Origin of the sequence: Pseudoalteromonas translucida KMM 520, assembly GCF_001465295.1 — a bacterium.
Classification (GTDB): domain Bacteria; phylum Pseudomonadota; class Gammaproteobacteria; order Enterobacterales; family Alteromonadaceae; genus Pseudoalteromonas; species Pseudoalteromonas translucida.
This window is the reverse complement of the sequence record NZ_CP011035.1, coordinates 358,021-377,669: the sequence shown is the minus strand read 5'-3', so window position 1 is coordinate 377,669 and position 19,649 is coordinate 358,021. Positions and strand designations below refer to the sequence as shown.

14 protein-coding genes and 1 pseudogene are annotated in these 19,649 nt (G+C 40.8%); 5 read left to right on the top strand and 10 right to left on the bottom strand.

Features of this window, described 5'->3' with window-relative positions; translation table 11 throughout:
• Positions 1–6: 6 nt before the first annotated feature.
• From PTRA_RS17170 to PTRA_RS17125, 9 genes and pseudogenes are all read right to left on the bottom strand, one after another.
• Positions 7–720, bottom strand: coding sequence for a hypothetical protein (locus PTRA_RS17170; RefSeq protein ID WP_058374880.1), 714 nt, complete (start codon positions 718–720; stop codon positions 7–9).
• On the bottom strand, positions 720–2,018 hold the full coding sequence (locus PTRA_RS17165; RefSeq protein WP_237113515.1) for a hypothetical protein: 1,299 nt from the start codon (positions 2,016–2,018) through the stop codon (positions 720–722). The genes PTRA_RS17170 and PTRA_RS17165 overlap by 1 nt, the downstream gene beginning before the upstream one ends.
• A 6-nt stretch (positions 2,019–2,024) precedes the next feature.
• Positions 2,025–3,392 (bottom strand): hypothetical protein, encoded by a 1,368-nt coding sequence (locus PTRA_RS17160; RefSeq protein ID WP_058374878.1) that lies wholly within the window; start codon positions 3,390–3,392, stop codon positions 2,025–2,027.
• Positions 3,389–4,513 carry a hypothetical protein gene (locus PTRA_RS17155; RefSeq protein WP_058374877.1) on the bottom strand — a complete coding sequence of 375 codons (1,125 nt, stop codon included), beginning with the start codon at positions 4,511–4,513 and terminating at the stop codon, positions 3,389–3,391. The genes PTRA_RS17160 and PTRA_RS17155 overlap by 4 nt, the downstream gene beginning before the upstream one ends.
• 8 nt (positions 4,514–4,521) lie before the next feature.
• Positions 4,522–5,424, bottom strand: coding sequence for an LPP20 family lipoprotein (locus tag PTRA_RS17150; protein WP_058374876.1), 903 nt, complete (start codon positions 5,422–5,424; stop codon positions 4,522–4,524).
• Positions 5,424–6,128, bottom strand: a complete 705-nt coding sequence (locus tag PTRA_RS17145; protein WP_058374875.1) for a hypothetical protein — start codon at positions 6,126–6,128, stop codon at positions 5,424–5,426. The genes PTRA_RS17150 and PTRA_RS17145 overlap by 1 nt, the downstream gene beginning before the upstream one ends.
• Positions 6,129–6,436: 308 nt before the next feature.
• Positions 6,437–7,054 (bottom strand): LysE family translocator, encoded by a 618-nt coding sequence (locus tag PTRA_RS17135; protein ID WP_058374873.1) that lies wholly within the window; start codon positions 7,052–7,054, stop codon positions 6,437–6,439.
• A gap of 439 nt (positions 7,055–7,493) precedes the next feature.
• Positions 7,494–7,721, bottom strand: a pseudogene (locus tag PTRA_RS17130) (alpha/beta hydrolase family protein); the annotation flags it as partial.
• A 54-nt stretch (positions 7,722–7,775) separates the two neighbouring features.
• Positions 7,776–10,247, bottom strand: coding sequence for an alpha/beta hydrolase family protein (locus tag PTRA_RS17125; RefSeq protein WP_058374871.1), 2,472 nt, complete (start codon positions 10,245–10,247; stop codon positions 7,776–7,778).
• 369 nt (positions 10,248–10,616) lie between these two features.
• On the opposite strand from PTRA_RS17125, the gene PTRA_RS17120 reads away from it, so the two are divergent.
• The 4 genes from PTRA_RS17120 to PTRA_RS17105 all read left to right on the top strand — a co-directional run bounded on the left by PTRA_RS17120 (position 10,617) and on the right by PTRA_RS17105 (position 16,330).
• Positions 10,617–11,846, top strand: coding sequence for a glycosyltransferase (locus tag PTRA_RS17120; protein WP_058374870.1), 1,230 nt, complete (start codon positions 10,617–10,619; stop codon positions 11,844–11,846).
• Positions 11,847–12,224: 378 nt separating this feature from the next.
• Positions 12,225–13,451, top strand: a complete 1,227-nt coding sequence (locus tag PTRA_RS17115; protein ID WP_083497560.1) for a threonine/serine exporter family protein — start codon at positions 12,225–12,227, stop codon at positions 13,449–13,451.
• A gap of 184 nt (positions 13,452–13,635) precedes the next feature.
• Positions 13,636–15,684, top strand: coding sequence for an alpha/beta hydrolase family protein (locus tag PTRA_RS17110; RefSeq protein ID WP_058374869.1), 2,049 nt, complete (start codon positions 13,636–13,638; stop codon positions 15,682–15,684).
• A 220-nt stretch (positions 15,685–15,904) separates the two neighbouring features.
• Positions 15,905–16,330 carry a hemerythrin domain-containing protein gene (locus PTRA_RS17105; protein ID WP_011329866.1) on the top strand — a complete coding sequence of 142 codons (426 nt, stop codon included), beginning with the start codon at positions 15,905–15,907 and terminating at the stop codon, positions 16,328–16,330.
• Positions 16,331–16,428: 98 nt separating this feature from the next.
• On the opposite strand, the gene PTRA_RS17100 is transcribed toward PTRA_RS17105, so the two are convergent.
• A complete protein-coding gene (locus PTRA_RS17100; RefSeq protein WP_058374868.1) occupies positions 16,429–16,842 on the bottom strand; it encodes a hypothetical protein in 414 nt (137 codons plus the stop codon).
• A 429-nt stretch (positions 16,843–17,271) separates the two neighbouring features.
• On the opposite strand from PTRA_RS17100, the gene PTRA_RS17095 reads away from it, so the two are divergent.
• Positions 17,272–19,632, top strand: coding sequence for a TonB-dependent receptor (locus tag PTRA_RS17095; RefSeq protein WP_058374867.1), 2,361 nt, complete (start codon positions 17,272–17,274; stop codon positions 19,630–19,632).
• Positions 19,633–19,649 lie beyond the last annotated feature (17 nt).

Sequence of the window (19,649 nt, the reverse complement as noted above, 5' to 3'; positions counted from 1 at the left end):
TATAAATTAAAAGTAGCTGCTTAAATCATCTGCGCTTTGCTGCTCATACTCAGCCTCTGCGGCTAAACCTAAGCGTTTACAATCAACACTTTCACACTGTTGCATTAATGAAATAACTTGTTGGTAGCGCATGTCTTTAAACCATGCTTGCGCCACAGACTCTTTAGCGTCATCAAGTTTAAGTTCATCGGCTACTAAGTATTTATCCAGGTAAGCTAGGCGCTCGCTTTGCGGTGATTGATCGGCAACAAGTGCAACGGCATCTGATATAGTCGATGGGTGAGCCATTGCTATTTTAAGTAATGCACGCAAGTTGTTTTTATCTTGCTGTTTGCCTACTTGCCATGCTGCTCTAATTGCTAAGCCTGCCTCGTTTATATCTGCAGCAGCAGGGGTAACAATACCTGTACAGGTTAGCCATTCTTGCTGTTTTTCTTGCTTATACCCCGTAACCTCAGCTTCAATAAAACTCACCGATTCTGGTAAGGTAATATTAAGCTTATTAGCTAAGGTACTTTTTATAATACTGCGCTGTGGCAGGGTCAATGCATTACGACATGCCTGCTCAAGCGCATTTTTTGCACTCGATTTTAACGCCTTAACTCGGGCGTATTGACCATTAGCCTGACTTTTAAAAAAAGCAGTTTGCTGTTCAATTGTTTGCTCTGAGTCGAAGGTGGCCGAAGCCACCAACGAAAGCGCTAAAATAGATGCTAGCATTAAAGCTCCTCTTCACTCGCTACTTTACCCGAAGCACCTTGTGGATTAGCCACTTTTTCGTTTAAGCCACCCACTGCTTTAATTTTATGACCAGAGCGGCTCATACCATTTACTGTATTGCCGTTATTACCTGTCATTTCTTTAGCTGCTTGGCGCGCCGTTGCTTCTAAACTTGGCGCATAAACTGCTACGCTGTACTGCCAAAAGCCGTCATCACTTGCAAAGCTCTTTACACTCACACCTGGTGGTAATTTACCTTTAGATAATGTTGCATATTCATCAGACATTTTTAATTGGTTTAAAAATGTATTTCGATCCTCTTCAAGCACTTTTACTTGCTGTGGATCATTTAGGTTAGGATCGTCGTATTCAAACTGCTGAGTACCTTCCATTTGCTTTTCGTCAAAGCTACCTTCCCAATATACTTTCTCTCCTTGCATAGTGGCTAAAAGCGCTGAGCGTGCACGCGTTTGCGATTGTGATTTAGCAGCACCTTTTAATTTACGCGCCACTTTATTATTTTTATTACCGCGTATTATTGCCGAACCATAACCTAGTACTATTACTTCTCCGCTATCGGCGTTAGTTAACACTTTTGCGCCAACCGGCGGTAAAACACCTGATTTAACATCACTAATTACTTGCTGAAAAATAGCATTTGGCTCTGTAGTCACAGCAACTGCACCACGATTACCTTTTATTTGCGAGCGTGTTTTAGGTGTTGAAATTAAACTAACGCGTACTCCCTTTTCTTCATTGTTATCGTACACGTCATAAGTAACAAAACCGGCTAAAGAACCCGATACCGACTCCTTACACGCTTCCATCATATTAGTTTGCTCGTTTGCAACACCCTCAACACCGGTATCTATTACATCCATCGTTGCACTTACTACATTGCTACATTGGTGCTCAACACCTTTCATGTTTTCTATTAATTGCTTTTTAGCAATTAAATAAGCCTGATTATAAGCGCCTCGTTTTGAAAGCAATGTCGCATTCATGTTGTCATAAGTGTTATAGCTAGCACTACCAATTGATAAAATACCAGTACCACTGCCTACTTGAATCATTTTAATACCGTCTTCGTCGTCATCAATCAGCGCTTGATGAGCAACAGCTACCGCTACATTAGTATCTTTTGCAACCACTACATCGCCCGACACTTGGGCTTGATCTGCGTTAGCTACTTGTGCACCAGGGCGAGCTGGGATCATGTCTGTTAAGCTAAATTCTTCAGCTGCAATTGCAGGCATAGCTAAAACCATTGCTAATGTTAATATTTTCAATTTCATCATCTGTCCTTATTTGTACCTGAGTGTAAAGTCGTTTTCGATTGTAATTTTAGAAAGTGTTTTTACGGTAATCGTTGCTAATGCTTGATCAAGTGCATGGGCAAGTTCACCGGTATTACCTTTGTATCTAAGGCTTGCAACTGTATAGTCACTGCGCTTATCGATAGCTACGTCGCTTACACCACCTAACGTGCTTAATACTGCATGCAATTTTTCTGGTTGCGTTAATTTATTACTTGGCAACAGAACTTCTCTTACTAATCCGCCTCTTGCAACAACTTGAGTAAACGCAGTATTAAGCGTGCTGTGCAATGCTTTTGACTGCGATTCACTGGCTAAATGTACTGCCATTAAATCTTTTTCTACGTAAGGGTCATCAGGCAAAGACATAAATGAAGGATCGTTTTTCCAATTCCCATAAATATTGCCAGCTAAATCTCGCACATTAACACTTAAGCGAAGTTGACGATTATTACCACGTTTAATAACATCAGATTGTGCATAAATAACTAAACTCGCCGCATCACCTACTTCAATGCCTTGCTCACTCAACCAAACTTTTAACTCTGTTTTTAATGGCTCAGGAGCGATTACTTGTACTCTAGGTGAGCCAATCATGCTCAACAATTGCGATGCCTGCTGAATTAGCGGTGCTTTTTCTACTACCGCCATTATCGTAATTTCTACGCCACCATTTTTTAACTGCTTACTTTGGAGCGTCTGCCACTCTTTAACCAGTCCTTCACTATGACTAGAAAGCTGCTGGCCAATCAACTCCTGCATATTGGTTGACTCATTACCATCAACAATATCCATACTCATGCTTGACGATTGCGTGTGTTGCTGCGTAAGCCAAACCCCCACCACCTGAGATACAGCTCTTTGTAGTGCATCTTGCTCAGCATTAATTAATGCTGTTTTACCTTCTTTTTTCCAGCCTTGACCTATTACTGTCACACTTATATCTTGGGTCGCTTGTTGCCAGCTTTGCTCTTGTATTTCACCTAATTCTTGTGGGTTAAGGCTTACCGTCATGCAAGTGTCGTTACCACTGAGTGTTGGCGTTGAGTAATTTAAAGGGACTGCACCTGCACTCAAACCTTCGATCATAGTAGTGCGTTGCTGCTCATATAAATTAGCGGCATCATCTGTTAAATTTGTTGTTAAATGCTGCTGTGCGCTTTGCGTTGTCAGGCTTTTATTACCTTTAATAAAACTTATAAGCTCAGCACTTGCCTGCGCTTTTGCACCAGAAATAGCAGTGCCACCTCGCCCATAAGCACACGCCTGGGTTTGTAATGTTCCATCAGCTAAAACATCCACTTGTGCTTGTACGCTTAAGGAGCATAACGCTAATAAGCAAAGCTTTTTGATCATGTCCGGTTCTCCAAAAATCCAGCTGGTGTGCCTACCGATACAGCAAATATTTTTGCACCTTTTGCTGGGCGATAAATACCATTTTCGGCTTTATCTTTAACGTCATCTGCAATGTCAGAATTTTTCCAGCGGATAATTTCGCCTTGAGCACTGTTACTAGAAGGCATGACACTCGCAACGCCAATTGGCTCCACAAAACCCGCTTCATAACTAAAAATAATCATAGTTTCGTTAGGTAATACGCCGGCATTTTGGCCACGATCAAGGCTAATTTTATTTCCTTTAATACCTAACACTTGAGCTGTTGCAGGCATTTCACTGAGCATACGGGTAAGTAAAATATCAATACCGCGCGAGCCCATATCATTGATTACTGCATTTACATGGGCACTATCATCAAATCGAAAACCAGCAACATAACGATTATTTACTCGGTGAAACTTCAATTCTGAGCGTTCGCGCACGTCTTCTGACTTAACCCGTATTTTACCAAGGTTGGGGTGTGATAATTTTTCCCGAGTTTGAGGGTTAATAACCCCAGTGGTAAGCTCAAGCGTGTAATTGGCCCAATCGCTGTAACCCCCTTCGGTTTTTAGTGTTCTGAGTGAATCTATTTTTACAATAAAGTCTGGCATTAATGCCCTTACTTCAGCTCTTTTAGCGGCCGTTTTTATACCCTGTTGTTCTAATATTATTTGCTGCTCTTTGGAAATTGTATCGTCATCGCGAGTAATAATTCTAAAACGACTAATACCGGCAAACTGGTTTTCGAGCATAAAGAGTAAATTTTCATTATCGAACTCACGCATTGCATCTACACCAATGCCACTGCCAGCTACTTGGGCTAAGTCAAAATACATACGTACTATGGGCTTTTTCAGTGGGCAACTATCGGCCTCATTGTTAACATCAAAGGTGCAACGCTCTAGCCCTTGAGTATCAAAATAGGCAGGAATGGTAATATCGTGATCTTTAAAGTCGTAGGCACTTTTAGCAACAACCGCATTCGATGCACGATTACTTACTTTTTCTACTTGTGTACTGCTGCCAGGCTTTGTTTGACAACCAGCTAATAAGGCAAGTGTTAATGCTGACAGGGTTAATTTTTTTACTAATTTCATTATTATTCCTAAATATCAAACAGCCATTGGCTAGCAGGCGCTTTAAGTTGTTGAACTAAGTTTTGAATCACTTTTTGTTTGGCGTTTTCCCGCGTAGCGGCACTTTCTTGGGCATTTAAATCGTGTTGCAATAACACTTTAAAAGGACTAGTACTGCGTGTTAGTGCTAGTGATAAAATGGCTTTTGCAGAGTGTTTAGTTGTAGTTTGCGCGTATTGCCAACGCAATTGCGGACGAAGCCATAGTTGTGTGTCGCCGCTGTGAGGTAATGCGTCGTTTAAAGCTGATTTAATTTCGTGTGCGCTGATTGCACCAATCACATCGCACGCAACTGCATTAAGTGCAATTGACTGTTCAGTTAATAAATTATTTAGTGTTGATTTAATAAACAACTCAGGGCCTGACAAATGCTCCAATACTGCTAACTTTTTTATCGCTTGGTTTAGTAAACCACTATTTTGCAGTGCCCAGATAAAACGTTGCTCAGCATTTTTTTCTGGAGGGGTAATTCGTGATAGTACCGATAAATCAGATTTTAACGTTTTTACTATAACCGACTTTTTAACACCCATTTTTAAAGCAAATAAGTTGTTTTGTGCAACTGCATTTAACTCTTCAACCCCCGTTAATGTAAACGGTAAACTATTGAGTGTTGTTGCTTGCTCAAAATAGCTGGTTAATTTATTGTTTTGCTTGCTCAACGACTGTGTTTGCTGGGTGCTCACATCAACACTGAGTTGGGTTGCAATCTCGGCTAAAGCCGCTTGCTTTGCAGCTAAGCGGCTCTCACCAATACCCACCGCAGTAATGTATTCATCACTTTGTTGCGATTGAACTACCCAAACAGGCCAGCTTTGCGCTGAGCTTGTACAAGCAAATGCCAATAAAAAGGCAAAAATGCTTGTTTTCATTAACCTTTCGCTTCTAGCTCTAGCTGTAACTCATTAATTGATGAAATAGTCGCTTGCTCTAATTCAATAATTTCATTCGCTTCTAATGCTAGCGAAAGCTGATCTTTTGCTTTTAACAATGCCACACCAATATCTTTTGGATTTTCTGCTTCATCTTCCTCACCAGCAAACATACCCATCATACTACTGCCAGCACTGAGCGCTAATGCCATCGCTACTTCATTTTTATATTGAGATAAAATATAAGCAGACTTTGCAATTTCAACGGTTAAGTCGGTAGCAAGTGCGACGTTTTGTTGATAAATACCTTCGTTTGCTTGGTTATAGGCGGCAATTTTATGACCAATTTTTTCATCTTTATTTTTTGCACCCGCGTCAAATTCAGTTATAGCTGTTTGTAACTCTTCAGGTGTTGCATCTTTGTATGCATATAAAAAAGCTTGAACATCACGATGATTATCAGTAGACGTACGGTACTGACCCATTACTTTATATTGGCGCTCAAGCACCATAGCCGATGCATTTAGAAATTCATTGATGCCTGGCACAATGTCTACCGGGTGTTGGTAACCAAGTGTATCCATGCGTGTAGATAACTCAGCAACAACAGCGTTACGATCTAAGTCACCAGAAGTATCAGCTGTAGACACACAGCCAGCAAAAAGAGGAGCAAAAATAAGCGCAGAAAGGATAGTTTTTTTCATGTGGCAATTCCCTGTACATTTAAAAGGCAAGAAAGCATGTAGCTAAGCCATTGACTTAATTCATTCTTCCTTGAATATTTTGTTAGAATTACCGAATTTGTTACAAATTGCAATACAGAAAATTAAGAAACTTTTGTTACTTGTAATTAAAATGGCAACAAATGTAACCACAGCAAGGCGTTCAGCTGAGGTTAATACTTTTAGCTCATTTTTACATAATCAATGTTTTTTACCCGTTTTAGGAGCTAATAAAAAAATAAAACTGCTTTTTTAATATTGTAATGCCGGGTAATTAATCTATTCAAGCACTATCCTAAAGCCAGCCATACACCAACGGCGACCATTAAACTGCCCGCAATACGATTCATCCACTGGATGTTATTACCGCGCGTTAAAAATAATCGAAGACTTTTTCCACCCGTTGCATAAGCCAACATACTTAAAAATTCGGTAAGCATTATTACACTTAACAATATTAATAGTTGGGGGGCTACGTCATGTTCAATGCTTATAAATGGTGGTAGTAATGAGATCATAAACGCCCAGCCTTTTGGGTTGGCTATTGCAGTTACAAAACCTTGCGTAAACAGTGACTGGCGACTTACAGCCGTGGCATTGCTGGTATTTACCGACATTTTTCCTTTAGATCGCCACATGTTTATACCAATGTAAATTAAGTATGCACCGCCTACCCACTTTAAAATAGCAAACGCCTCTGGATAGTTAAGCATAATACTCGCCACACCTAGCACTGCAGCAACGGCAACAGTGGCAACGCCGAGCAGTTCGCCCACCATCATCCACAAAGTGCGCCGCACGCCAATACTCATGCCTAGCGTCATGGCTAACGTCATACACATACCCGGGGTGATCGAAACGAAAAAGAAGGTGGGAATAAATACCGCGAGTACTGTTATATCAATCATTTAAAACTCGTAATGGGTTAAAGACAAAGTTGTAATAGGTTCTAGGCGAAAGGGTAAATGAAAAAGAGCTAAGGTGAAAGATAAATGATATGTAATATGAGCATTTGTACTCGCTCACCTTGAGCTTGTTTTTGGTAAGGTAACTTCCTCTAAACAAAGTATTAGCCCAAAATAAAATTTCCCTATTAGTAAAACACCTCCCACTTGAAAGCCCTGAACAGCAAGGCTTTTGCGTTATTTTCCCTTTATTATGAAAAACAAAAAGCGTCTGAGTTTGGAAATTTTATACACTCATGCATGGCAAAAGTCTGAGATGATAAAGTGCAAAAATACATTTTTTTACTCTAAAGTGCAGCGTACATACGCTCACTTTGCATTGGGAAGGTGCCGTGAGATTAAGGGGGGTCTTCTTGCTCTCACGGCATAAACACGTACTTTACTATTGGCTCGGTGTTGGCTCAGCCACTAGCTCAGTTGTTACCTTTACCGGCTCAGCAGAGTCATTAAGTAAGTACTTATCTAACCACTGCTCTTGTTCCCACAACACATGCAGTAAGCTTTTACGGGCTCGATAACCATGTGCTTCATGGGGTAGCATGACTAAACGCACTTCTTTACCTAAGCCTTTTAACGCGGCGTACATACGTTCACTTTGCATTGGGAAGGTGCAGTGAGATTTAGAGTGGGTCTTCTTGCTCTCACGGCATAAACACGTACTTTACTATTGGCTCGGTGTTGGCTCTGCCACTAGCTCAGTTGTTACCTTTACCGGCTCAGCCTCTTCATCCATTAACAGGTATTTGTTTAGCCACTGCTCTTGCTCCCACAGCACATGCAGTAAGCTTTTACGGGCTCGATAGCCATGTGCTTCATGTGGCAGCATGACTAAACGCACTTCTTTGCCTAAGCCTTTTAACGCGGCGTACATACGTTCACTTTGCATTGGGAAGGTGCCAGAATTCGGATCTTCTTGCCCGTGAATCATTAGCATTGGCTCGTTAATTTTTTCGGCATGAAAAAATGGCGACATGTTTGCGTACACATTTTGAGCTTGCCAAAAATCGCGCTCTTCGCCTTGAAAGCCAAACGGCGTTAAGGTGCGATTATACGCGCCACTGCGGGCAATACCGGCTTTAAACAAATCACTATGTGCTAATAAGTTAGCCACCATAAATGCACCATATGAATGACCCGCTATGGCAATATTGTTTTTATCAGCAATGCCTTTTTTAACCAATACATCTACAGCAGCTTGTGCGCTGGCTACTAGTTGCTTTCTAAAGTTATCGTTTGGCTCACTGCCCTCAATACCTACAATTGGCATTTTAGGATCGTCAAATACCGCAATACCTTTAGCTAAGTAAGGCATCGGGCCCCAGTAACCAATAGAGGTAAACTCATAAGGCGACTCACGCACTTGAGAAGCGACTGCTTTATCTTTATATTCAAGCGGGTATGCCCACATTAATACAGGTAATGGGCCTTGAGTTTTATCATAACCTGGTGGTAAATAAAGTGTGCCTGAAAGCTCAACACCGTCATCTCGGGTATAGCGTAATTGCTCTTTTGTTACGCCTTTAAATGCCGGGTAAGGGTGCTCAAAATTAGTAATTTGAGTTAAATTTTGTTTATTTAAATCACGAATAAAAAAGTTAGGTTGCTCTGTTTTAGACTCTCTAATAGTAATAAAACGCTTGCCTTCGTCATCAAGTAACGCACGAACACGCTCATAATAAGGTGCCGCTGATTGCCATAAACGTTTGCTGCTATTAGTTTTTACATCGTATTGATCTAAAAATGGCACATTACCTTGCTCTGATGCACCATTACCACGTAAAAATAGATAGCGCCCGCCAACCACTTTTATTACCTTGCTGCCTAAATCATTGCGCTCATATATTGCTCTGCCTGGGTCTTTGTAGGCATCGTTGTAACTACGCTCTGAAAATAATATGCGGTTTTTATCAGCATCACGAGGGGCAATAATATAGGTGCGCACTTGGCGGTCACTAAAGCGCCAATCACTGAGCATGGCAATATTATCGTTACCCCATTCTATACCCGAATAACGACGCTCTACTTTAGCAAACAGTTTAGGCTCGCGTTTAAATGGTGCACGTAAGCTGTAAATAAAGTCGTGATATTCAACATCGGTTTTCATATCACCGCCATCTTGCGCTTCGGCCCAAATAACCTCTGCACCTTGATCGGCTCGCCACTCAAAGTCACGTCTGCCAGTTCGTACACTGTCGTAGCCTTGTGGAATGTTATCGGCTAATGGTTGTTTTGCCAGCTCAACTAATGAAAAACCACGCATTCCCAATATTTGCCATGTTGTAGCAAAGCGGTTGTATGGTACTTGATACGAAAATGGCTCGTTTATACTCGCCACCAATATATTGGTTGAGTCGGGTGATACTGAAAATGACTTAAACAACGCAGGGCGGCCAATCGGTTGCGCATGACCATCAAGCGTTATATAGGCAAGTTGCCCTTGGCCATAAAATTTAAACTGCGCCTCATCAAACGGGCCAGTTAATAAGTTTTGATAAGTGCGTGCAGGCGCTTTTTCACCGCTACTTTGCTGAATAACAGGCACCGTACTTTGGCTATCATTTTGTAATCTGGTTTTTCCTAAATTAACGGCTAAATTTGCAACCAAGGCACTGCTATCGGGTAGCCATTCATAGGGAGATGCAGTAAGGACAGAGTTAAGCGCTATTGAATTTAGCTCATTCGCTTGTTTTGTTTTTACATTGTATAACCATAAACGCGCATCATTTTTTTGCTCAACCACAAAGGCTAAGTACTCACTATTTGATGACCATTTTGGCGCGCGAATAATACCTTGTGGCAAGTTATTAATATTAATAACCGTACCACTTTGTACGTGCTTAATTTGCACCGCACTGTATTTTGCACTTACGCGTGAGCGTGAAAAGTTTGCCGGGTTTAGTTTAATACCCGCCAGTTTAAGCTCCTCTTTTGCCAACTCATCTAACGACACTACACGTTTTCGCTCAAACAATGCAAGCCATTGGCCATCGTCTGACAAACTACTGGTGGGCGATAATTTAGCATCAACTAATGCAGCAAGTTCAGCCGATGGCGTTTGATATCCTTGCTCCGCATAGCTCATTGGCAGTAATGCAATACAGCCAATAAAGGCAACTAACAGCCTAAAAGCGTTCATGTTTTGTCCTTTAGTAATTATTTAGTTTAATAAAGCTATCTAAACATGTTTTACACCATTCATAAAGCATTAAGGTTATACAAAATAGCGTAAATGATTTATCGCCACCCTAACTTAAGCTACACTACAGCGCTTTTTATAAAGTGCTGTGCACCTAAAAAGCGCTAATGAATAACAAAGTCAATACTGTCATATTTTTAATATTACCCATTAATAACAAATGACTTTATAAGCATTGAAATTGTGTAGAACTAGTGCGCTAAAATTTACTAAACTGCTATCGTTATTATTGTAATAATCATCACAAAAAATAATCTTACCTGTTTTTACATGGGTAAATTTAAACTTACTAATAAGAGATCCTAGCCAATGAAAAAAGTGCTGGTAATTGGCTACGTATGGCCAGAGCCCAACTCATCTGCTGCAGGCACGCACATGATGTCGTTATTAAATGCCTTTAGAGCCCAACACTGGCAAGTAGAGTTTGCAACGCCCGCACTGCGCACCGAGCACATGGTCAACCTTGACGACTTTGGTATTAGTAGCCAGAGCATTGCGCTTAACTGCGAAAGTTTTGACGATTACGTTAAAGCATATGCTCCCGATATTGTTATGTTTGATCGTTTTATGATGGAAGAGCAGTTTGGTTGGCGCGTTGATAAGCATTGCCCGAATGCGCTGAAAATTTTAGATACCGAAGATCTACAATGTTTGCGTAATGCGCGCCACGAAGCCCACAAAGGCGAGCGAGAATTTACCACTAACGACTTGCATTCAGACATAGCAAAACGCGAAATTGCAGCCATCTTACGTTGCGATTTAAGCCTTATTATTTCTAGCTATGAAATGAGTTTACTTAATGATGTATTTAAAATAGAGCCTAGCTTATTACACCATTTACCTTTTATGGTCGATTTAAACACATTGCCCACCAGCACTAAAACCTTTGAGCAGCGCCAACACTTTATGACCATAGGTAACTTTAGGCACGCGCCAAACTGGGATGCTGTGCTTTATTTACAACAAATTTGGCCACTTATTCGCAAGCAACTGCCTAAAGCTGAGCTGCATATATATGGATCGTACCCGCCGCCAAAAGCAACTGCACTTAACAACCCTAAAACGGGGTTTTTAATTAAAGGCTGGGCCGATAATGCGTTTGAGGTAATGCAAAGCGCACGAGTATGTTTAGCACCACTGCGTTTTGGCGCAGGTATAAAGGGCAAATTGCTAGAGGCAATGATAATGCAAACCCCAAGTGTTACCACTAATATTGGCAGTGAAGGCATGCATAATGAGTTATCTTGGCCTGGTAAAATAGCAAACACCGCCGATGATTTTGCAAGTGCAGCCGTTGAAATGTACAACAATCAAAGTGAATTTGAACAAGCACAACAAGATGGCAATACACTACTTAATACACTGTATGACAAAGCCCAATTAAGCGCTGCACTAATTCAAAAAGTCGATTCAATAAGTAGCGATTTAAACGCCCATCGCGAAAAAAACTTCACAGGCCAAATGCTCAAACATCATACAATGCGCAGCACACAATACATGTCGCAATGGATAGCTGAAAAAAATAAAAAATTAGATTAAAAATGACTAGACACACACCAATTAGTGTTTAAAATCGCGCCCATTAAACGTGGGCAAATTTTTAATACCAATCTACCTTAAACGGTACAATTCAGCGAGAATTAAAATGAGCTTAGCCAAGGCGCTTGAATGATAAAATAGTGGTTCTATTTTGAGTTCGAGGAACGCAGTATAAGCTCATTTAAAACTCGCCCAAGGGAGCTCACCAGTGACATTTCTTCTTCGTTGGCAACTTTTGAAAGGGAACCACCCTTCCTACATGTTGCCCACTTGAATCAAAAGCCACTGGATGAACTCTGAATTAGCACTTTTTATGGCAGATTAGTATTTTTTGTCTATATTTTTAGCTTAGTTATTTAACCGTTGGCTTAAAAGCATTTGAAAAACGCAACCTTTACAGAAAAACGCAAATTTATCGTTAAATTAGGTAAAATGCTGCACAAATATGGTACGCCCGCATACCGCTTAGAAGCGCATTTAATGGAAGTTGCGACCTACTTAGACCTTAAATCGTCGTTTGTTATGTCGCCTACTTCTGTTACTTTTGTTATTTGGACCGACGGCCACGAAGACGAGTATACCCATGTTGCACGGGTAGACCCTGGCGATCATGACCTAGGCTCACTTGCCGACACCGACGACTTAGTTAATCAAATGCTTGATGGCAAGTTAACCTTGCACGAAGTAGATGAACAGTTAGACATTATTTTTGTTGCTCCAAACTCTTACAATAAACTCACTACGGGCATTGCGTTTGCCACATCTGGTGGTGCGTTTGCTATGCTAATGGGCACCAGTTGGTTTGATGTAGCTTGGTCTGCGTTGCTCTCATCTATTGTATACTTATTTGTACTTTGGTCGGGGCGCTCAAAACGTGTCGCCCACATGCTTGAGCCTTTGGTCGCAATTGTATCGTCAATCGTTGCTTGTGCTATTAGCGTTTATTTTGCCCCAGAGATCAATATACGTTTAGTGGTACTGTCGTCCATCATTGTATTTATTCCGGGTTTGGCATTAGCGCTAGGATTAGCTGAACTTGCAGCAAGGCACTTAGTGTCGGGTACAGCACGGGTGATGGACTCATTCATGTTGCTGTTTAAACTCTACTTTGGTGGTTTTATTGGCATAGGTATTGGTTTTGCATTATTTGGACAAGCCGACTTTGTGCAGCCTGCGCCACTACCAGCGTGGACGCCTTGGCTGGCTATATTTTTGCTGTGTAGCAGCCTAATAGTCATATTTAGAACCAAGCTTAAACATGCCGTGTGGTCTATTGCATCTGGTTTTATTGCTTATGGCACCAGTATTGGCTCAGCTATGTATCTCGATTACACCTTAGGAACCTTTGTTGGCGCATTAGCTGTAGGTATATTTAGTAACTTATTTAATCGCGTGGCCAACGCCCCTGCTTCAATTGTTGCTATGCAAGGCTTAATTGTATTAGTGCCAGGTAGCAAAACCTATATTGGCTTAAACTCGCTTATTGAAGGCCAAGACTTTGTTTATGCAGAACATATAGGCCAGCAAACGTTTTTAATATTTATGTCGCTGGTAGCTGGGTTAATTTTTGCCAACGTAGCACTACCGCCTAAAAAGAGTTTGTAACGCGCTTTTATCACCTATCCATTGATTAAAATATACGCCAACACGTGTAATAAAAGTTGGCGTAGTTACTTTTATTATCGCTTTACCCATTAACCTTTATAAACAGTGTGTTAATCGCATTTTTTAGCCTATTACATCTGCCTTGTTATACTGCCAAGTTAACGTGTATATAAAGGAAAGTTTAATGTTAAAACTTAGCTTAGCGCTTGCAATGGGATTATCTAGCTCATTGGTAAGTGCTGCAACAGCATTAACGGTTGAAGATATCCCAAAAATTCAATCAGTTATTCAAACCAGTATTAGTCCAGATGGCGACAACGTCGCTTTTACTCGCTCGGTGCCGCGTGAGCTGTATGTTGATGAAAATGGCACTAACTACCGCGAATTATATGTGGTTAACGACAAAGGTGTAGAGCGCCCTTTTATTACTGGGTCGGTTAGTATTAGCAGCATTCAATGGTCTAACAACAGTAAAACCATCTACTTTTTAGCAAAATTAAAAGACGACAAATTTACCGCGCTTTATCAAATTCCGGTTGATGGCGGTCAAGCACATAAAGTACTGTCGTTAAAAGATACCTCAATTTCAAGCTACGCACTAAGCCCAGATAATAAACACCTCGCTATTTTAGCAATGCCAGCAGCTGATAAATCTGATAAAGAGCTTAAAAAATTAGGCTTTATGGCAGAGGTATACGAGCAGGGTTTAAAAAACAAACAGCTGTTTATTGCTGATTTAAAACAAACCAATAAGCCACTTTCACCTACCGCGCTCAATGTAGCTAACTATGTTAGTGATGTTAATTGGGCTGCTGATGGCAAAAAGCTACTGGTTAAAACTCAGCCTACTGCGTTAATTGATGATAAGTACACAAGATCACAATGGCATATGTTTGATATAGCAAGTAATCAAGTCACTATGTCGTTTGCCACAGAGGGTAAACTTGGTACAGCAGAGCTTTCTCATGATGGTCGTTATATCGCAATTTTAGGCGCACAAGATAAACACGATCCTGCTACTGGTCGCTTATTTTTAGCCGATACAAAAAGCGGTAAAGTAGATGAGTGGTTACCCAACTTTAGCGGCCACGTAGCCGATATTGAATGGCAAAATAAACGCAATACCTTAAACTTTATTGCCAATGTAGGCACCCAAAGCTTTGTCGGCAGCATTAAAACCGGCAGCAATAAATATAAAAAAATAGTTAAAGAAGGTCAATTTATTGCCTCAAGCCTAAGTATTTCTGCTTCAGATAAAACTTTAGCGCTGCGCGCCAATACCGCAAAGCACCCTAACGAAGTGTTTATTGTTCGTAGTAAAAAAGCAGAGCGTTTAACCGATTCAAACACTTGGCTAAACGACAAGCGCTTTGCCAAGCAACAAACAATTAATTTAAAAGCCCGTGACGGCGTAGAAATTGATGGTGTACTTGTATATCCGCTTGATTATAAAAAAGGGACACGTTACCCATTAATCATGTCGGTACATGGCGGCCCTGAAAGCCATGACAAAGACGGTTGGTTAACTAACTACTCACGCCCTGGTCAAATGGGGGCGGCTCGTGGTTACGCTGTATTTTATCCAAATTATCGTGGCTCAACGGGTAAAGGGGTTGATTACTCTAAACTTGGCCAAAATGATTACGCAGGCAAAGAGTTTGATGACTTAGTTGATTTTAAAAATCACCTTGTTGATATAGGTTTAGTAGACACTAAACGTGTTGGTATTACTGGTGGCTCATACGGCGGTTATGCTTCTGCGTGGGGCGCAACAAAATTAACTGAGCACTTTGCTGCCAGCGTAATGTTTGTCGGCGTATCTAATCAATTATCTAAGTTTGGCACTACCGATATATCTAACGAAATGAACCTAGTACATGCTCGTTCATACCCTTGGGATAAATGGCAATGGTACTTAGAGCGCAGCCCTATTTATTGGGCTGGGCAATCTAAAACACCGTTATTAATTATGCACGGTAAAGACGATCCTCGTGTACATCCAGCGCAATCAATGGAGCTATACCGCTACATGAAAGTGCAAGGTAAAGACGTGCGTTTAGTTTACTACCCTGGCGAGGGCCACGGTAACCGTAAAGTAGCAGCCCAGTACGACTACAGCTTACGTTTAATGCGTTGGATGGATAACTACCTGATCGATGGTAATAAAGACATGCCCGCGTTTGAAATTGACCACGCAGCTAAACTTAAAGCAATAAAAGACGCAAATAAATAGCTAGCTAAATACGGTTATGAATAAGTAAGTTATTTTACTAAAGGGCTAGTAGCAATATTAGCCCTTTTTGTTGTTATCTTTATACAGTTCATAGTAATTTTTACACACCTCTCAAATAATCTCTTTGTAATAAAAACAAAACCCCTTGTATTACAGTGTATTAAAAATGGCCTTATATTTGCTTCATATTATTTAAACAATGAGTAAAGTAGGAAATAAAATGAATATTTTTGAAGCACTACGCGCCGATCATGACATACAACGTAAATTAGTAGATGCGCTTATTCAAACTCATGGTGATACAGATGAGCGTCAAAAATTAATGCTTGAACTAAAAACACAGCTAAAACAACACGCAAAATTTGAAGAGCGATATTTCTATAATCCACTGATGTTTGAAGACCTAACCCACGAAAAAGCCCGCCATAGTGTGGCAGAACATCATGATATTGATGAATTAATTGAACAACTTGAAGAAACCGATAGGAGTTCACCAGCGTGGTTGGTTGCGGCTAAAAAACTCCATCATTTAGTGCATCATCACTTAGATGAAGAAGAGCACGAAGTATTTCAATTAGCGGGCAAAGCGCTAACCGAAGGGCAAAAAGAAAGCTTGGCTGAGCACTACAACGATGCAATGCACTAGCTATATGCAGTAACCACTTTATACGCTATAACTTTGATACACTCCCTTGTGTACTATTTGGTTATAAGCCAAGCGGCTTATAACCATTTTTTAATTTATTATTTTATAGTAAATTTTACGTCTTGGTCGCGCAGTAAATACAACGCAAAACACGCTGCCCACATTGGCCATGCAGTAAAGAATAATAAGTTGTTAAAGCCATCTATGTACTGGTTGTACGATGAAAGTGTAGACAAGCCATGCATTACAAAAATGATTCCGTAAGTAAGTCGCTTTTTAATACCCGCCAAAAATGCTAATACTAAAACTAACTGCAGCGCACCTAACACATACGCCACTATATCCGTTGACCCACTAATGCCATAAAACTTTTCAAAAATACCGGCGCTATGTGCCGGGTTCACAAATTTATCCAGCGTCCACATTATCATTACAATAAAAACACCCACACGTAGAGAGAGTAAAGACCACCGCACACGGTTTTGTAGATCGGCACTGATTGGGTTTGTCATAAAACTTCCTTTAATAAAAAATATTAATAAACTATTAAATTAGCAAGACCGTATAAATTGGTTTTTATTTCAAAAAAGGATAATTATTTTTAATTATCCTTACCTACCTAGCTTATTAACAGTTAAAGCGCGGCTTATTTTAAGTATTTAAACGCCGTACAAAAAGCTAATAAATATAATAGGTTAACTGCTAGCAAGTAGACTACAATTTAAAAACATGTTTAAAAGCAATTATTTATAATCTGTGTAATATCGCCACCCTATTGCTATTTTATTTACAAATGAAAACGGCAATATTTTATTAGCACGCTTTAAACGCGCTGTTTTGTTATGTCCTAAAAAATAAAAAGAATCGAAACTTTACTGAAAGTTATTTTTACACCTTTCGGTCTTTATCATCATCAACTATTAACAAGAAAGAGAAAGCCCTTGAAATACCAATACTTAGCCCTATCGTTAGCAAGCGTATTAAATACCCCACTGCTGGCGCAAGCTGCCCAAAGCTCAACAGTAACAACCAATAACACCATAGAGCACATTGAAGTAGCTGGCCAAGTTATTAAATCTCAAGGCCTTTCAGTTAAAGATGCCAGTATAGATGGCCCATTTGGCGACAACTTAGCACTAAAAGACATAGCACGTTCGGTAACGCCTATTTCGAGCGAGTTAATAGAGCAGCTTAACATTACCACGTTACAAGATGTGCTTGCCGTAAGCCCCAATACCTATTCAGCCAGTGGTTTTGGCGCGCCAAGTTTACCAACAATTAGGGGCCAATTAGGTGAGCTTTTTCAAGATGGTACACGTCGCCAAGCGGGCAATAATGGCTTTGGTGTGCCGTTATCGTTCAACGCTATAGAGCAGATAGATGTAGTTAAAGGTGCGCCAACGGTATTATTTGGCTCAAGCCAACGCAATGGCGGGTTTGTCAACTTACACTCTAAAAAAGCCGCTACAGACGAAAGTAAAGGCAAAGCAAGCTTATCGGCAGGACGATGGGATCAATATCGTATACTGGTTGACTACAGCGCCCCCATAGTAAAAGACAAAGTAGGTTTTAGAGTCAGTGCAGAGCATATTGATAACGGCAGTTATTACGACTACTCAGGTACAAAAAGCGACAGCTTATTTGCCGCGCTGCGTGTATTTCCTGATGATAAAAGTAGCTGGGATCTTAATTTTGAATTATACCAAGTTGAATTTACCGATAACGCCGGTATTAACCGCCCTACTCAAGCGTTAATAGATGACGGACTGTATATTACCGGCCAAGGTGTGCAAGCAAATGGTAGTACTGTACCTTTAGCGGGTTCGGTTATTTCGCCAACCGGGCAAGTAAAAATAGACCGCAGCACCGTACTGACCGACCCAGGCAATCAAAACGAAGCCACTACTTACTTACTACACAGTATTTATAAACGTGAGCTTTCTAGTAACGCGTCAATTAAAAACATTACTTACTTTCAGCATTTACAACGTGATGAAATTGCACAAAACAGCTTTGTTGAAATTATAGACGGTGCCGATACCGCGCAAAACCGGACCGAGCTCAGCTATCAATGGCGTGACAACCAACACACTATTTTTGCCTTTGATATACGCTATAATCGCGTATTAGGTTACAGCCAATTTACCACCGAAGCCGACTTACCCATAGATTTAACTGGCCCACTTTCAAATAGACGCATACCGCTAAGTGCAGAGCAACAAGCACGCTTTGTTGAACTTCGCCCAGGTGTATTTGTATCGCCAGGTGGTCAGTACGATATTAATAACGACGGCAGCGGCGACTTTAATTTATCAGACACCACCGACTCACGCTCATGGCAAACAGGGTTGGCTATTCAGCAAGATTCTGACTGGACTAGTAAGTTTCATACCAGTGTAGGCTACCGCGTTGACTTTTATGACGTAGAAGCAAACGACCCAATAGCACCTGTAGGGCAAATTGCCGCCAGCGATAGCATTAACGACAATTTGCATTCAGGGCAAGTCAGTTTTAATTACCGACTAAGCGATGATTACACCACTTATGGCGCAGCAAGTTACAACGAAGCCACATCAAATAGTATGGCAGGCGGCACTACACTTGGCGGCGACAACACCATTAGTGCGCAAAATTTTGCCACCGAAAATACCCTCGTTGAATTTGGTTTAAAATATGCACCAACCAATAGCGATTGGTACGCCGATGGCGCTATTTTTAGCCAACGCCGCAGTTTACGAAACCGCGATGGCAGTAATACCGGTATTCGCACCACAGGTTTTGAAAGCCAAGTATTTTACGATGCCTACCCGTATTGGTTAAGCGCAGGCTATAGCTACATTGACGCCCGCTACGATAATTCTGCAAGTAGTCAAGATTCTGCCCAAGTAGCCGATGCATTTGACAACTCACGCCCTGATATTATTGCCGGCACCAGTGTGGGTGCTCCTAGTTTTACCGCATTTGCACCTTCAAACCGCCAAGTTCAAGGCATTCCAGAGCAGTCTTTTAGCTTTAACGGTAATTATTCAATTAATTCGAAATGGCAAACGGGTTTTTCAGGTCTATATACAAAGAGTTACCCATTAGACTTTTTGGCAACCGTACATATTCGCGATCAGTACACATTAAACGTAAATACTAGCTATGCTTTTACGCCTAGCACCAAGTTACGCTTAGATGTAAACAACGTTACCAATCAAAAAAATTGGCGTCCTGTATTTGAAGGCGGTTATTTTGGTGCAACCTTGGCTTTTCCTGAGTTACCAATAAACGCAAAACTCACGCTTACCCACAATTTCTAAACTGCAATGTTAGAGAA

Excerpts from the sequence above, each read along its gene's own strand:
- PTRA_RS17170 (WP_058374880.1), bottom strand. The coding sequence starts at position 720 with ATGCTAGCATCTATTTTAGCGCTTTCGTTGGTGGCTTCGGCCACCTTC.
- PTRA_RS17125 (WP_058374871.1), bottom strand. The coding sequence starts at position 10,247 with ATGAACGCTTTTAGGCTGTTAGTTGCCTTTATTGGCTGTATTGCATTA.
- PTRA_RS17105 (WP_011329866.1), top strand. The coding sequence starts at position 15,905 with ATGAATATTTTTGAAGCACTACGCGCCGATCATGACATACAACGTAAA.
- PTRA_RS17150 (WP_058374876.1), bottom strand. The coding sequence starts at position 5,424 with ATGAAAACAAGCATTTTTGCCTTTTTATTGGCATTTGCTTGTACAAGC.
- PTRA_RS17120 (WP_058374870.1), top strand. The coding sequence starts at position 10,617 with ATGAAAAAAGTGCTGGTAATTGGCTACGTATGGCCAGAGCCCAACTCA.
- PTRA_RS17160 (WP_058374878.1), bottom strand. The coding sequence starts at position 3,392 with ATGATCAAAAAGCTTTGCTTATTAGCGTTATGCTCCTTAAGCGTACAA.
- PTRA_RS17135 (WP_058374873.1), bottom strand. The coding sequence starts at position 7,054 with ATGATTGATATAACAGTACTCGCGGTATTTATTCCCACCTTCTTTTTC.
- PTRA_RS17145 (WP_058374875.1), bottom strand. The coding sequence starts at position 6,128 with ATGAAAAAAACTATCCTTTCTGCGCTTATTTTTGCTCCTCTTTTTGCT.
- PTRA_RS17155 (WP_058374877.1), bottom strand. The coding sequence starts at position 4,513 with ATGAAATTAGTAAAAAAATTAACCCTGTCAGCATTAACACTTGCCTTA.
- PTRA_RS17100 (WP_058374868.1), bottom strand. The coding sequence starts at position 16,842 with ATGACAAACCCAATCAGTGCCGATCTACAAAACCGTGTGCGGTGGTCT.
- PTRA_RS17110 (WP_058374869.1), top strand. The coding sequence starts at position 13,636 with ATGTTAAAACTTAGCTTAGCGCTTGCAATGGGATTATCTAGCTCATTG.
- PTRA_RS17165 (WP_237113515.1), bottom strand. The coding sequence starts at position 2,018 with ATGATGAAATTGAAAATATTAACATTAGCAATGGTTTTAGCTATGCCT.